General features: G+C 66.9%; 7 protein-coding genes. 3 read left to right on the top strand and 4 right to left on the bottom strand.

Features of this window, described 5'->3' with window-relative positions:
* Positions 1–243: 243 nt before the first annotated feature.
* The gene (locus Val02_RS42690) at positions 244–1,179 is read right to left on the bottom strand and encodes a hypothetical protein (RefSeq protein WP_203905072.1); all 936 of its coding nucleotides are present in this window, start codon (positions 1,177–1,179) and stop codon (positions 244–246) included.
* Between the two features lie 33 nt (positions 1,180–1,212).
* Positions 1,213–7,548 carry an RHS repeat-associated core domain-containing protein gene (locus Val02_RS42685; protein WP_203905071.1) on the bottom strand — a complete coding sequence of 2,112 codons (6,336 nt, stop codon included), beginning with the start codon at positions 7,546–7,548 and terminating at the stop codon, positions 1,213–1,215.
* A gap of 1,056 nt (positions 7,549–8,604) precedes the next feature.
* Between Val02_RS42685 and Val02_RS42680 the strand changes: the two genes are divergently transcribed.
* Both Val02_RS42680 and Val02_RS42675 read left to right on the top strand, forming a co-directional pair.
* Positions 8,605–9,147: a hypothetical protein gene (locus Val02_RS42680; RefSeq protein ID WP_203905070.1), complete on the top strand. Its 543-nt coding sequence runs from the start codon at positions 8,605–8,607 to the stop codon at positions 9,145–9,147.
* A 225-nt stretch (positions 9,148–9,372) separates the two neighbouring features.
* A complete protein-coding gene (locus Val02_RS42675; protein ID WP_203905069.1) occupies positions 9,373–9,936 on the top strand; it encodes an NUDIX hydrolase in 564 nt (187 codons plus the stop codon).
* 186 nt (positions 9,937–10,122) lie between these two features.
* Here the strand turns inward: Val02_RS42675 and Val02_RS42670 are convergent, their stop codons facing one another.
* Positions 10,123–14,370 (bottom strand): CHAT domain-containing protein, encoded by a 4,248-nt coding sequence (locus Val02_RS42670; protein ID WP_203905068.1) that lies wholly within the window; start codon positions 14,368–14,370, stop codon positions 10,123–10,125.
* Positions 14,371–14,452: 82 nt separating this feature from the next.
* Here Val02_RS42670 and Val02_RS42665 point away from each other — a divergent pair, with 82 nt between their 5' ends.
* Entirely contained in the window at positions 14,453–15,040 is a 588-nt protein-coding gene (locus Val02_RS42665) for a hypothetical protein (protein ID WP_203905067.1), read from the top strand.
* 21 nt (positions 15,041–15,061) lie between these two features.
* Here the strand turns inward: Val02_RS42665 and Val02_RS42660 are convergent, their stop codons facing one another.
* Positions 15,062–15,445, bottom strand: a complete 384-nt coding sequence (locus Val02_RS42660) for a hypothetical protein (protein ID WP_203905066.1) — start codon at positions 15,443–15,445, stop codon at positions 15,062–15,064.
* Positions 15,446–15,473: the final 28 nt, after the last annotated feature.

The raw sequence follows: 15,473 nt of genomic DNA, 5'->3' as shown, positions 1-15,473 counted from the left end.
CCCCCCAGCCGAGACAGTCCCGGTGGCGCAGGCAGGAGAAACAGCGGGCAAGGTGGTGAAGGCTGAACCCCCGGTCACGAATGCCATCGGGGATGCCTGAGAAGAGTCGGCCGCCTCTCGGCCGGCTGGCGATGCCACGCTGAAGAACGCCCTGCGTAGGAGAGTTCTTCGCGAGCGACCGGCGCTGCGAAGCCATCACCGCACCGTTCTGCCCACTCTGTTCAGATCGCCTGAGGGGTGACGTCAGTCGTTGTCAGGTGGGGGAAGGGTCGGTAGTTGGGCTACGGTCTTGGCTGCGACCGGGTGTATCGGGACGTCGATGGATATCTCGATGGTTGCCCCTTCGGCGGGCGCGATCTGGATGAGGCGGCCGCCGAGGCGGCGCGTCACGAGCCGGGCGTCGGACCACCGGTCGCCTGGTCGGTTCCAACACGGCGTTTGCAAGCCGCAGAAGCGGATCTTTGATGCTTTGCTGTCCAGCAGTTCTACGCTGACGATGCCGCCTGGGCCGGACATGTCGATGTGCAAGCCTTGCACCCCGTAGCGCATGCCGCTCGGCGCATATCCCGGGATGTCGGGCAGTGCAAGGGTGACGTCGTAGTTCGCGACGTCCCACGTGCGCCATCGCTGCTGCGAGCCGCGTTCCAGCACTGTCACCAGGGTTGTGGTGAGTAGCAGGACTACCACTGCGGAGGCGATGGTGATGCGCCCGGTTCGCGGAGACGTCAACGCTCCTGCGAGGGCGTAGACGGCGGCGACGACGAAGGTCCATGCAGCGAAGCGGTCAGGGCCGCCGGCTGCGTCACCGTTCACCGTCGCGGCGAGCAGCGCGGTGAGGGCTGGCCCCCCGATAACTGCGGCGAGAAGCATGGCTGCGAGTAGCCGGGCCGATTTGGCGACAGCAGCCACGACCGGAGCAACGACCAGCCCACCGCAGCCGACCCATGCCACCGACTGCAGGAGGTTGCTGTTGAGGAGATAGCCGGCGGCTTGCGGGCTGTAGGCGTGCTGTAGTGCCCCGGCGACGATGGCGCCGACCGCGATCCCAGTACCGGCCGACCACGCAAGGTGCGCTCGCGGTGTGGCGGCCTGCTGTGAAGAGGGCTGCGCCTCGACGGAAGCGGTGAGGTCGTCGCCGCGTCCGTCGGCGGCTGTCGCAGGCTCTTTCGGTTGTTCCATTTGGATCGTCTCTGACTTCCGTCCCAGGGCCCGTCACTTGAATCTGAGATAGGGAGTTTGGTTGTCACCCCAGCTCGAAGCGTCCCGCTGCTTCCCGGCGTTGATCGCCTGGACAATGTTTGCTGCGGCGAGCCTACGTGGTTCCGACTGATCCCGTAGATAGAAGTCTCGGGAGTAGCCCGTGGTGCGCTGCCCGATTTGCCATCCGACCCTGTTATTGTGCATGTCCTTTCTCGATTCTTGGGATCCCCAGTCCGGGATTTGGTCGTCGCCCCTGTTGCTGGCTTTCCATGTCCCTATCTCGTGTGCTGCACCTAGTAGCAGCGCGGCGTCCTCGCTGACACCGGCCTGGGCGACGAGCGCGAACCAGTACGCATGCTTGAAGGCGTTCCATTCTGCCTTCTGTGATTCTTCGTCGAACGGGTTCTCTCGCTCAGCTCGCTTCTTCGCCTGTCCGGCCACTTGGCACCAGTAAAAATATGTAACGCACCATGCCTGTTCTTCGGGGCCGGCGTCTTGCATGGCGACAGCTGACATCGCGACGCAGTTGACGCTGGTGCCGCACAACTTTTCGGCGTCTTCGGTCATTTTCTTGACGCGCTTTTCGAGGTCGCGTTCCTCGTCAGTCAGCCACCGGGAGCACGGGTTTGACGATCCCCTCTTGTTTGAGCACTTGGGATAGTCTTCATCGTCTGCTGGCTTCACGTAGGTGGAGAAGTAGCCACCCTTTTTGATGAACGAGTCCTGTTCGTTGACCGAGGCAGGGCCTTTCGTGTGGCCGGGGCAGAAGTCGCCTTCTTCGCGTGCATAGCAGGCGGCGAGGCCGCTCGGGTCGAACTGAGTGATGGGGGTATGGCTGGCATATGCGTAGGGGTTGAACGTTCGTGGGTCCGAAAGGTTGATGATCGGGTCGGGGCTAATGAAGACGCCGAGTTCCGGGTCGTATTCGCGGGCGCCGACGTCGACGAGTTTGGTGGATTTGTTGTCTTGTTTGCCGAGGAAGCCGCGGCTGGTGGGCCAGGCGGTGGCGCCGGAGCGGTCGGCGCCGTAGGGGGTGTAGAGCCGTTTGGTGACCTGGCCGGTGGCGGCGTTGACGGCGATGCTGGCGCTGCCCTGGTGGTCGTTGGCGAGCCAGGTGAGTCCGGCCGGGGTGCGCACGGCGACGGCGGTTTTTCCGTGGTTGTAGGTGCGGGTGCAGGAGACGGTGCCGCCTGCGAGTTTGAACTCTTGGCCGGCGGCGTAGAGGGTGGTCGCGCCGGGCTCGCGGCGGATCAGCAGGTTGCCGTTGGCGTCGTAGAGGTGACGGGTCTCTTCGTTGCCGGTGCTCTTTTGGACAACGGCTCGGGAGAACTGGTTTTCGCTGTTGAAGGTGAAGTCGGTGGTGACGCCGTTGACGGTGCGCAGGTCGCTGTTTCCGGCGGCGTCGTAGGTGAAGGCGTCGTCGCCGGGGTTGGTGCCGGTGCGGGTCACCTTCGTTGCCGCGTGCGGGCGGGCGGTGCCGGCGGCGGGGTAGGTGTAGGTGCGGCTGGTGGAGACGGTGGCGCTGAGCCGGCGGGTATCGGTGCTGCGTCGGCCGGCGGTGTCGAAGGCCCAGCTGTCCCAGTACGGCTGTTTGCCGCTGGTGGCGATCTTCGTCGTGGTGGGGCCGGTGGCGCAGGCGTCGACGGCGGTCCAGGCGTCGGTGAGGCGGTGTTGAGCGTCGTAGCCGAAGCACTGTGACTGGTTGTCGGTGGTGTCGGTGATCGCCGTGACGTCGTTCGTGGCGTTGTAGGTGTAGCTGTCGCTTTGGACGGTTTGCCATGTCGTCGGGGCGGTGGGGGAGGGGACCTTGCTGACGACGGTGGCGAGGTTTCCGGTGGCCGGGTCGTAGGTGTAGTCGCGGGTCATGCGTCCCAGACCGGTGCCGCTGCCGTAGGCCCGGCCGGAGATTTCCCCGAGGCGTGTGTAGGAGGTCGATGCGACGTAGGTCTGTGACCCGGTGAGGGAGTTGGCGTTGCCGAGGCCGTCGTAGCCGTAGGTGAGTGTCTCGGCCGGCAGGCCGCCTGCCGCGGGGACGCTGATGGTGGCCGTGGCGCCGGTGTTGGCGTTGTAGGTGTACGACAATCGGTAGGTGCCGGACAGGGCTCCTTCGCCGATCGGCACAGTCCATGTCTGTTCGGTCGGCTGGTAGTTGTCGTTGAATCCGGTGACGGCGGTGACGTACTGGCCGCCGTTGTCGTAGCGGGTCGATGATGTCTGTTGGCCCTTGGCGATGGTGTCGTAGGTGAACGACGCCAGGCGGGTGCCCGAGGTGACCTCGCCGGCCCATTTGTTGGTGACGCGGCCGAGCGCGTCGTACTCGAATGAGTTCTTCTGTCCACGTGCGTCGGTGGTCGACACGGTGTCGCCGGCCGCGTTGTAGGTCGTGGTGGACGTGCCGGTGTTCGGGTCGGTGGTCGATGTGCGGTGGCCCTGCAGGTCGTAGCCGTAACGGGTGATGTTCCCGGCCGGATCGGTGATCGTGATCAGGTTCCCCGCGCGGTCGTAGGCGTACGTGGTCGACTGGGGAGTGCCGGTGGACTGCGCGTTGGCGTACACGTACAGGTTCACGGTGCGGCCCTGGGCGTCAATGTCGGTGCGCGTCGCGCCGCCGACCGGGGGAACTGTGGTGGTCCGTTCGCCGGCGTAGGCCAACGTCGTCTGCGACTTCATGGTGTTGAGCGACCACACCTGTTGTGCTGTCGGCCGGGACAGGATGTCGTAGACAGTGCGGCTTTGCCGGGCGACATCGACATCGTTGAACGCGACCAAGGTTCCTGTCGCGGCGCCGGTGGCGTGGAACGTCGACTGCTTGACCGTAAGGCCGCGGCTGTCGTAAGCGGTGTCGTTCACGATCCGCCCCCCGTATGCCGGCGGTGCGGGCGCCTGGGTCTGGCGGGTGCGGAACCGGCCGTCGAACAGTTCGACCCTCGCGATCTGCGTTCCGGTAGGGCTCAGCGTCGTTGTCGTCACGGTGTTGGGGCCGTCGTTTCGCACCGTGTAGGCGTAGCCGACATTCGGCAGCGAGCTTGTCGATCGTCCGGGACGCCACACGTTGGTGAGCCTTCCCAACGGGTCATAGGCGAGGTTGGTGACCTTGTTGTTGACGTCCGTTTCGTGGGTGATGAGCCCTCGATGTCCGTCGAAATTCTTGCTTGTCGTGTGACTCAATGGGTTGGTGACCTGAACCCGCAGCAGCGGCGCGTTGGTGTTCGGCGTGTACACGGTCGATGTGGTCTTGCCGCGAGCGTCTTTCGTGGACGTGATCCGGCCGAGCGCGTCGAATCCACTCTCGGTCGTGGCCCACACGTCCGGCCCGGATGACACGAGGTTCTCGGTCTTGGTCGCCAGGCCCCGCACAGGTGCGGCGCCCAACGTGGTGCTGGAGTCGTAGAAGTAGCGGACCTCTGCCAGACGGGCGTCGCCTGCTGCGCAGGTCGAGCCGGCCCGCGTCGTGATCTGCGACGGGAAGCTCATCATGTAGGTGCTGCCGCCGCGGGCGTAGGCGGTGTTGGTGCAGGAGTCGTCGTTAGGGTCAGCAGTGTCGCCGAAGTTCTTCACCTGCGACGGCAACCCGTAGTAGTCGCTGTCGGTGTCCGTGCTGGTGACCCGCCACGTTCCGTCCGCGCGCAGCGTGTACGCGGATGACACGTCTTGAGTGACGACGTTCATCTGCCGGTCGCCGTCGGGCCAGGGCGCGTCGTAGACACCGATCTCGAGGGCGTGATACCCGGTGACCGTTTTCGATTCGGCGATCGTGGCGGAGTTGTACTGGAGCTCTTCGAGGACCCGGCCGGCCAACGGCTCCCGGTCGACGCTGGTACCGGTCGACGAGATCGCGGTGACGTTGCGGGTGTAGTCACCGGCATCGGTACGGTCACCGTTCAGCCCACGGTAGACATGCTGGACCGTCTTGGAACGGGGTACGGAGGGGTCGCCGTGGTAGGTCCGCACGGTGGAGTAGCCGACCCAGTTCGACCAGGTGCGTTTCGCGATCGGTGCCATGTCGGCCTTGTCGTGCGCCCACAGCACGTTCGTGGAGGAGGCCTCGGTCGAGTACTCGTATTCGGTCGTCTCCGGCGGGCTCCCGCCGACGAGGTCGCGGTCGGTGACTTTTCGGACGACGTACTTGTGGAACCAGCCCCAGCCGGTCGAGGTGCCGACGGTTGTCATCTGGGGGTAGCAGCGCCGAAAGTTGTTGTCCGGATCGATCTGCCCGGCGTCCAGCAGCGCCTTGGTGCAGTCCGTGCCGAGGTACTCGACCTCGACCTCACGACCGGTGCCGGTCTTGATGATCCACATCCGCCAGTGGTACATCGCCGGTACCCCGTTGGATGACGTTGAGTCGACCCTGTTCTGCAGCGGCCGTGCCTCGAACCGCATCGCCGGCTCGCTCATGCCGGTGACGCCGTCGGCGGCGTAGCCGGTGTGCGTGATCGAACGCAGGTACAGCGTCGGCCCGGAGCCGCCGCCAGCGTCGGGGAACTCATACGACAGGTCCCACTTGTCGACGTTGCGGTACTGCCCGGCCGCGGCGTTCCACGCCTGCGTGGTGACGGCATTGAGCCGAAACGGGGTGAAGAATGTCGGCGACAGCAGCTGTGGGCACGACGTGGCGGAGCAGTACTGGTCCCAGGGGACGTCGCGCCAGGTGCTGCTGGCATCGATCCGGTTGAACCACGAGTTCTGTACCCGGTACGGCGCCGGAGCGCTCATTTCCTGCCCGGCGCGCATGCCGTAGTCGATGTGATCGAGGGTCGTGGTCAGGTCGTAGTCCGCGGCGACCTGGTTAACGTTACGGCCGTACTTTCCGGTGTACTTCGAGTAGTGGTACATCATCGAGTTGCCCGACGGGTCCACGACGTAGTCGAGGTTCCACCGGTACGCCTGGTTGCACCACGAGTCCTTGTACTGGCCGTTCCAGTGCGCGTAGCACTCCTCGCCGGGGTCGTCGCCGAAGACCGGCACGAACGCCGCCGAGTTCGTGTTGATCGTGTCCGCCGGTTCGTAGCGCTGCCACCGGCCGAAGAAGTACTGCATGCCGTCCGGGGTGGTGACCTTCCACCAGTACTTCGGCGTGGTAGTCGCCGCGATCCAGCCGCCGAAGACCCGCTCCACCGACCAGCCCTCCGAGTCGACGACGCGATACTGGCCATCCCACTGACTGCGCACGATCGTCACGGACTTGCCGTTGAGGACCAGTTGGGCGATCTTGTCTGAATCGGACCAGCACAGGTCACCGGCGCCGACGTAATAGTCATCGCGGCACGACTTGAACGTCCGCTCGATGTAGCCGGGATTCCAGTCCCAACCCCGCCCCACCCACGACGCCTGGTTGTTCGTGCTCTCCGACAGCCCGTCCACCGACTGCGAGGAGTAGTTCAACTCCACCGTCGGCGACGGGCCGGCCAGCGGCTTCGGCACCGACATCGGATACGACCAGCTGAACCCGCCGCTGGCCGAGCCTGCCGCCCACGAGTACGACGGCGCCAACGACGTCGACGTGTAGGACCCGGCCGACGACGAGGATGTGGCCGCCAACGCGAACACCGTCTCGCCGGAAACAGCTTTCGCCTCCACGCTCGGATCCACGGCCGAAGGCGACCCGTCCGGGCGCGCCTTCGGCTGCGCCAACGACGGCGCCGTCTCCGCGACGTCGACCACCGGTGCCGAGACCACTCCGGAGGCCTCGACGTTCACCGCACCCGGAACCCTGGTCTGGACCTGGCACTCCCGCACCTGAGGAGTAGTCAGCACGCACGCCGGCATAGACACCAGCGTCAGCCGCTGCCCGAAGTTGCCCCCATAAAGGTCAGCGAACGCGGTGTAGTCCACGTTCAGGCCCACCACGCCCTTGCCGACCTTTCCATCGGCACGTGAGGCGGTGAAGATCACTCCGCGGACACCGGCACGTTCCGCCACCGCCGGCGCGGCGACCTCCACCCGTACTGACGCGGGCGGCGTCACACCGGCCAACGCGCGCTGCTGCTCAGCCGCAGTCCGCGGTTCGCCGGACTCACCGGGCGCATCCGCGGCCGCCGACACCCGCACCGGCAGACCACCCGCCACCGCCGCGCTCGACGTTCCCGGCGCCACCGCCCGCGCCGCAGCCCAACTACCGCCATCAACGCCGATTACCGCCGCACCGCCGGCCGGCAACGTCGCCCGCCGCGCCGGGTGATACTTCGGATCGTCCATCAACGACGGAGTTTCTGGCTGCGCCTTCAGCTGCGAGCCTGGAACAGACTGGCCACCTGCACCCGGCGTCGGATCGCCAGGAGCCGCCATGACGATCTCCGGAACCGAGAGCACGCCCGCAGCCACGGACAGCACCAGAATCCACAAAGGCATCCGGGCCCGCTTGTGAGCGGTCCAGGGCAGCGATAGACGACGCGGCATGCAGCACTCCAGGTGTCCCCGTCAGGCAGTAGCCGCCAGATCTTGCTCGTGCGCCGAACGGCCAGGCCAGACCCGAACCTGTGCAACCTTTCAGCGATCCGCCTCTGCCCAAGCCGCGTCAAACATGCGTCTCCACCACCTCACCACCAAGAGTGAAATGCCCGAAATCGGCCACCTGTTATCAGGCGACGAGTCGCGCGCATGAGTCGCCCGCACGATACGAATCGGCCGGTCAGAGGCGGTGAGCACGCAATCCGGCCCGCGGACGGCTCGGGCGAGGAGGTCACGGAACGGAATAGAGCGAAGTTCGGGCTCCGGGGCAAACGCGGCAGAAGATCAATGGCCCGCCGGTGGACAGTCGCCCGGGCGCGGCGCTGGTGGACCTCGCCCACAAAGTAGACCCGCCCACCTGATGCACGAACCACCACCAGTAGACGGGGCGCTGCACCCGCGACAAGCAGAACAAGCCACTGCGCCGACGCGGATCCGACGACAGCTCCACACCCGCCCGCCACCGTCCCGTCGCTCATCCAGTCGACCGGGCCGGGCAAGCGGACAGGCGTGGTAACGGTCGAAGCCGGCATCACGATCACGGTCGGCGATCCTCGCCGGGCTGGCCGCCGCTTTCGGTGAGTGACGGCAACCCGATCCACCACCCTTGTAAGCGACCTGCGTCGATATCATTGCCCCTCGTCACGTGGCCTGCCGAGGTCTCGCACCTGCCTGGGAGGTGCGAGCCTCACTTCCACCGAGGGACAGACCGAGTGCGGATACCGCGCCAGTCGGCGAAACACCAACGACCGCACGACCCCGCACTCCTAGAGGATTCTGAAGGGCCGCCGAGTGAGTCAACCGCCGCCCTACGACCCGCAGCACTACCAATACCCACCCGGCGCGCCAACGGCCGGTCCAGGCTCCTGGCCGCAGCCGTACCCGCAGCAGCGGCCGCAACCTGGTATGCCGCAACGACCACGCTGGAATTCGACCACGCTCGCCGTCGCTGCGGGCATGGCCGTCCTGTTGATCGTGGCCATCGGCTTCGTCGTAGTCGCGGCGATGTCCGACAACGAGCGCCCGCCGAACAAGGCCGATCCCCTTGATGAGGCCCGCGCGCTCGACCCGTGCTTGGTCGGCAACTGGAAACAGGAAGAGTGGCACGCCGACGTCGACGTCGGCGCCCTCACGCAACGACCGGACATCGGAACCGTGTGGATGAGCGGCAACGGACGGTTCTGGACCATCTTCCCCAGCGGCACCGCGATGGACGGCAACATCGTCGTTAACTACCACGGCACCAGCGCCGACGGCCGCACCATCCGACTCAGCTACAGCGGTTCCGCCCGGTACAAGATGACCACCACCAACAACAAGATCAACCTGGCCGGTCTCGACAGCACCGTCGACCTGACCATCTACGTCAACGACACCGAGATCCACTCACGGCAGCTATCCGCCGAGAACCGCGACAACATCCCCTACAGCTGCCGCGGAGACACCTGGGAAGTCACCGGGCCCGGCCCCAACGACCGGGCCCGATACACGCGCCAGTAGCGACCCACACGCACTCGCCCCGTCGCCGGCGAAGTGGGTGGATGGGGGAGTGGTGCCCCCGCGCCGAGTGAATGCGGGCGTGGATGCCCCGGCGCGGGGGAGTGCGCCCATTGTAGAACCGCCGACATGCAGGACCTTCTTCATGCCGGGCCGCGCCGCAGGATTCGGCACGGCCGGCCCTTCCGGCGAGCTTGCGGCAATGCCGCCGTCACTACAGTGGCGCCTATGAGCGTGGAGGGCGGCCGGGCGAGCGTGTGGACGATCCACGGCGAGCGGGTCATCGACGACAGTCGACGGGCTGTGCTCAGCGTCGCTGATGTGGAGTTACCCGACGGTGTGCGGTTCGAGCAGTACGTCCTGCGGGTGCCGCCGGCCGCGATGGTCGCGGTCCTCGACGACAACGAGCGGGTGCTGATGATCTGGCGCCATCGCTTCATCGCCCAACGCTGGGTGTGGGAACTTCCCGGCGGCTACCTCGATCCCGACGAGGATCCGATGGCGTGCGCAGCCCGAGAAGTCGAGGAAGAAACCGGCTGGCGACCACAGCACATGCAACACCTCGTGGCCTTCCAACCGATGATCGGCACCATCGACCAGCACAACGTCGTCTACCTCGCCCGCGGCGCCACGTACGTCGGTTCCACGCCGGACATCAACGAGGCCACCCGGATCGGCTGGATCCCGCTGTCTGACGTGCGACAGCACATGGCCGACGGCTCGATCATCGGTGCCGGATCGGCATGCGGCCTGCTGGCCCTGCTGGTGCTGAAATCGGAAGGCGAACTCTAGGCATCATGCAGCGCCGGCGATCGCCTGCTCGGTGAGGGCCCCTCACGGAATGCCAACATGCTTGACCAGTTGATCTGCTAGGTCGGCGAGGTAGCTACAGTTCGGTGCGAAGCGCAACCCCTGCAGTGGCGTCTGCGGCCCTGCAAAGCCCGCTCTGTGCATCCCTTGTCCCGCAGGGCGCCCGGGTCAGTGTTCAGGAAGCGGCGACAGGCCGGAACCGGTGAGGGTGTAGGCGGCCCAGTGGACCGGGTGGGCGTAGTCGATCTCGGCGTTGCGCAGCGCCGACCGTTTGGCAGCGAGACGCTGACGTGCGTGGGCGTCGAGGATCTCAGAGTTGGCTTGCCGGCTCGCGCGGTCGATCAGCTGGTAGAGGTCAGATCGCGAGGCTCCCCGTAGCGCGCGCTGCGCGTTGCGGAGAGCGCGCGGTGGGTTGGTGTTTCGCAGTTGCGCGTAGAACCGGTCCACGAGTAGGGAGGCCGGCTCGTCGGCGATCGCCCATTGTGTACTGAGCACGGTTGCCGCGCCGGCGAAGAGGAAGCCGCTGGCGATGCCGAGGTATTCGTCGGCTGGGTTCTGGTGGTCGCTCATGGCGGTTTCGCATCCTGACAGGGCAATGTCGGCGCCGGCGGGGACCGGCACCCGCCCGTCGAAGAGGTTGCCGAGGGTTAGTGCCCCGTCGGCGAGCTCGATGCGCGATTCCAGGGGATCGTCGCGGCGGTATCCGGCGTGTCCGGCGTAGTGGCACGGGTTGGCGTCTGCTGCGGCTCGAATCCACCGGTCGGTGGTAGCTCGACTGCCGGCAAGGATCCGGTTCGCGGCTGGGGCCGGTCGGACGGCAAGCGCGTCGAGGCGGGCCATCGGCAGGTCCCTTGTGGGATCGAGGAGGACCAGTGGACGTCTCGGGACGGTGGTGTCTGTGGCGTCGGCCCGCTGCCGGCAGATGTCAAGCAGGGTGAGGCTCGGCGTGTAGGACACGTCGAACCGGTCGCTGACGTAGCGGCGGCGGCGGCCGCGACGGTCGTACCAGGCGCTGACTGGCAGTAGGTGTAATGCGCGGTGCGGGACGATGAGGAGTTTGGTGATGCCGTGCACCTTGAGCCACGGGGTCAGCGGGCGGAACAGAGCGCCGTACAGCCAGCGCAGGCAGTCGTCTGTCGTGCGCTTCCAGGAGTGTTCGTCCGTTGCGCGGCGGCCGTAGGCGTGCATCCAGCCTGCCGGGCCGAAGATCCGCTGTTCGAGGTCCAGGCTTGTCACTTCCGGCACGGTGAATACCGTCGGCGCGGCCCAGCCCGTGGTGCGGGGTAAGGGGCTGTTGTTCAGGTCGGCGCCTTCGGCGATTGCGTAGATGACCGTTCCGCTGCGGGTGAGCGCGAACTCCACCACGGCTGTTCCCGGTGCGCGCAGGAGTAGCCGTGCGGCCTCTGCAGTTCCGACCGTTTCGCCGCGGGCGATTCGGATCGCGTACTGCCAGCGGGGGTGCTGGCGCGTTTCGAGGGCGGTAGTCGCCGTCGGGTGGGGTGTGATGTGGCCCGCGGCACCGGCCGATGTGCCGGGCGTCGCTGCGGTGAAGAATGGCCCCGCCGCGGCGAACGGACTGCCGGCAGGATTTGGTTCCAAAGAGGTTCGCGCCGTGCGGGCGGAGTGCTGAAGTGAGTCGGCGTCGGTGCGGGCCTCGCGTGCGGTTCGAGGGCCGCGCGTCCATACCGCCGTACGGCCGGTGACGAAGGCGGTCGCCTCGTGCAGCGCGGTGGCGAGGTTTTCGGCCACGGCCGACCGGCCGGTGACGAAGTCGCGTTCCCAGCCGCGGAACTCCCGCAGCGTCCAGCCGGGTGCCGGGGTGCTCACATCGTCCGACCATGGTGGCGGCCCAGCGGCGGCGGTCACCCTTGAGAGGGCCGCAGCCGCGTCGCGGCAGCGCTGCACCGCTGACTGACTGCCGTCCCGGTCACCGTTGTCCACGACGGCGCGCAACTCGGTGAGAGCATCGTCCAGATCGCCGACAGCGTCGCGGACCTCGTTCGCCGAGGAGGAGCGGTATCCGCCGGAATGCAGCAGGGCGGCGACTGTCCATATGTCCCGGACCATGATGATCGGGGGTGGTGGATCCCGGTCGATGGTTCGGCCGAGCGCGTCCGTGAGTGCTGCGAGTCCTGCCGGGAGAGTCTCATCTGGCGTGGCGGGCGGGTCGAGGGTGACGTCCACGATCTCCGACCCGGCGATGTCGGCGTCGCCGGACGGTGCACTCGTCCCGCCATTAAACAGGGGTCTGCGTTGCCCGCTCTCCCGCCAAAACTCCTCAGATGTCCGGGTCAATGCCGCGTCCGGGCGGCTGTGCCGCCGTGCGATCAGGTCGCCGAGGTATCTCGTCTTGGCCTTCTCCAAGGTGTCGAGAGCACATGCGGCGCGGCCGAGTCGTAGTCGACACAGCATGGCCTGCTCGTAGAGGTGGGCTTTGCCGGCGAAGAAGTGACGGTCGTTGGGGGCACCCAGCAGGCGGGCCCACATCCGGTCGATGACCCGCTCTGCGGCGGCGTACGAGCCCTCCGCCGCCCGCCACTGCTGTGCTGTGGCGAATAGGTCGCCGACTGCCATGTGGGCGCGCCAGACGACCTCGGGCGCGTCTGCGGTGACGGCGTCGGCTGCGGCCTGAAACCAGAACGCGCGCGCCGTGTCCCCCTCGCCGCGGTCTGCGGCACGTTGTGCGGCCAGCATGCACAGCACGATTGCGGCCTCACGATGTCGACCGCCGTGCCCGAGCCGGGTCAACGCGTTGAGCACCTGGTCCGCGCCGTACGGGGGATGAACCAACCTGGCCGCGATGGCTTTGATCACCCGCGCCGCCCCGGCATCGTCGGACGGGCTCGCGGTAAGGCCGGTGCGGATGACCGAGGCCAGATACGGTCCGGTCGCCGTCAACACCTCGGAGTCCGGCCAGACGGACTCCAGCGGACCGGACGGCAGGGTGGCCAGCGTCGCATGCCACGCATGGCGAGCTACCTGGTCGTTCGGGTCGCCGATGGCCGCGACGAGGGCCGGCAGCGTGCCGGGATCGGCGCGCGCGGCAAGCGCAGCGGCGGCGTCGGCCCGCACCGCGGGCTCTCGGTCCTCCAGCAGGGCGCACAGCTCCTCCACCATGACCGGGTCGGTTCGGCGCACGAGTAGTCGTGCCGCTGCCCGCACGGCGGCGCGGTGACGACGGCCGAGGGCACAGCGGATCATGTCGGTCAGCCGCGCGGCCTCCATACGCAGTAGGACGTCTTGGGCGTGCGGCTCGTCGGGGCCTGCCTGCAGAAGGGCCTCATGGGCGCTGTCGCTGCCGATCCGCTCCAAAGCTTGGACCGCGGCAGCGGCGACGGTCGGCCGCTGCCGCACGAGCTGGGCGAGGTGCGGTACCGCCGCGTCCAAGCGCCGTGTCCCGACCCGCGACACCGCAGCGTTGCTGGTGCTGTCGTCGGTGTCGTACATCGACAGGATATCCGCGTCGGTGAGCCTCACCACCCTGACCGTGGTGCCTTGCCTGACCGCGACGAACGTCCCTCCGGTCGCGACAGCGATTCGAAGAGCGTCGACCTTGCCGACATGCCAGGATCCGCCCCACGGCATCGACCCGTCGACTGACAGATGGCGGAAGTCGACCGACCCGGAAGTGCGGCCCCACCCCTTGAAGGCTATGCAGTTGCCGCCCACCACTGCACGCATCCCGGACTCGCCGGCCCGGCCTTGGCGAGGCTCCCCGCCCGTCGCGTCGGCCGACCAGAGCGCATCCGCCAACGGGTCGATCGCGTGCCGGCCGTCGGCACTGATGAGGGCCATCGCGCCGGGTCGCGGGTTGTCGATCGTCAACAGTGGACGGCGTGCCACCCGTCCACCGCCCGGCCCCGACTCGAGCGGGTACGTCGAAATCCGGCCGTGCCAGTCGTGCTCGTCCGCCCGCCACCACACCGCGATGCAGCCAGTCATGCAGCGAAGCTCGCGCACCTCGGGAAAATGTGCCAGTGCCACGACGGGACCGGCTGGGTCACCGGGGCGGGACACGACCGTCCACACCAGACCGTCGGTGTGCCCAGCCGCAACGACGGAGCCGTCAGGCAACCATTCGGCATCGGCAAGTCCCGCCATAGCCAGGGTACCGGCCGGAACGGCAGCGGGTTGAGAGGCGTCGATGCCGTACAGGTGCAGACGGTTCGACCCGTCCGACGATGCCGCGGCTGTGAGGATCTCGCGGCCGTCGGAAGAGAGCGCAGCCTTGATGACTGTGCCGGACTGCTCGACCGTCGCGCACAGCGAACCAGAAAAGTTCACGACATACGCCGAAAAATGTGCCCCCGGAGTCCGGGCCAGTGCCAGCTCGGCATCGGGCGAGATCCCTATGATCTCGTCCGTCGAACCGATCAAATCGAAGGTCGTCACCGGAGTGAGCAAATCGGGTGACATACCAGCCTCCGTTCTGTTCCTGCCCGTACAGTGCCAGGTAATTCGGCTCCTCACCCATCGATTCGCCACTGGAAGGTGTCAGGTGACCGACGATTCCGCGCCGGTTCAGCTCAGCCCGAACAACGTTGCGTTCTGCGGATCGACTGTGTGGCGGGGGGACGAATCATCGCTAGTGGGCACGGACTCCACGAAGGAGTACGCCACGTTCGTGAAGGACCTACTTGAGGCCGAAGAGAAACGTGGCACGGGTATGGAGACCCGTGCGCTCGCGGTTGTCACCAGTTCCGGAACGCTCGTCACACTCATGTTGGCGCTGGCGGCACTGGCTACCCGGGTGTTGCAATTTCGGGTGCCGGACCATGCGCTTGGCCTCGCCGGGCTGGCAACCGCCAGTTTCGTCGTCGCCGGAATCCTCGCGGCGCTGGTGAACGCGACCTGGCCAGCCTGGGGACCCGGGCCCGACTGCCTGCGGACCGAGCTATGGGACAGGTGGGGCAAACCGACCGACGACCCGCAGGCGAAGGTGACGGCGACCCGGCTCGCACTCTGGAAATCGGCGCACAAGCTCACACAACGGAAAGCGAAACTTGTGTTTGCTGCGGCGATCTCGCAGGTCGTCGGCGTCTTTGCGGTTGCCGCCGCGGTCGTGGTCGTGTTGTTCGCCGACTAGTGCTCCCACAGGAGATCCGTTCTATGGCTTGGTGAGGGCTTGGCGGCGTCGGCGGTAGATGGACCAGGTGATGGCGTCGGTGTGGCGTCGGGTCAGTTCGATGATCAGGGCGGGGAACAGTCGGCGGAGTTCGTGGCCGGTGATCGCGGTCAGACCGTCCGGGACACCTGCCGTGTTGCTGGTGCTGAGTGTTGCTGCGCATTGAGGAACGCGCGCGCGGCGAACACGAAGGTGTCCAGCGGTGCGATGCCTTCCAGCGGCGCACTGATGCTGGCCGGGGCCGAGGCCGGACTGGTTTACTTGGAACGATTCCTTGATGCTCCAGCGTCGGCGGGCGACCGCGACCAAGTGGTGCAGCGGCACCGGCCGCGGTGCCCGGCACCGGTAAGACGCCAGTTCGCCCATTGTGCGGTTGCAGTGGACCAGCATCCAG

Origin of the sequence: Virgisporangium aliadipatigenens (genome assembly GCF_016863615.1) — a bacterium.
GTDB classification, from domain to species: domain Bacteria; phylum Actinomycetota; class Actinomycetes; order Mycobacteriales; family Micromonosporaceae; genus Virgisporangium; species Virgisporangium aliadipatigenens.
Note: the sequence above shows the minus strand (reverse complement) of the source record. Positions and strands in the feature narration are given on the sequence as shown.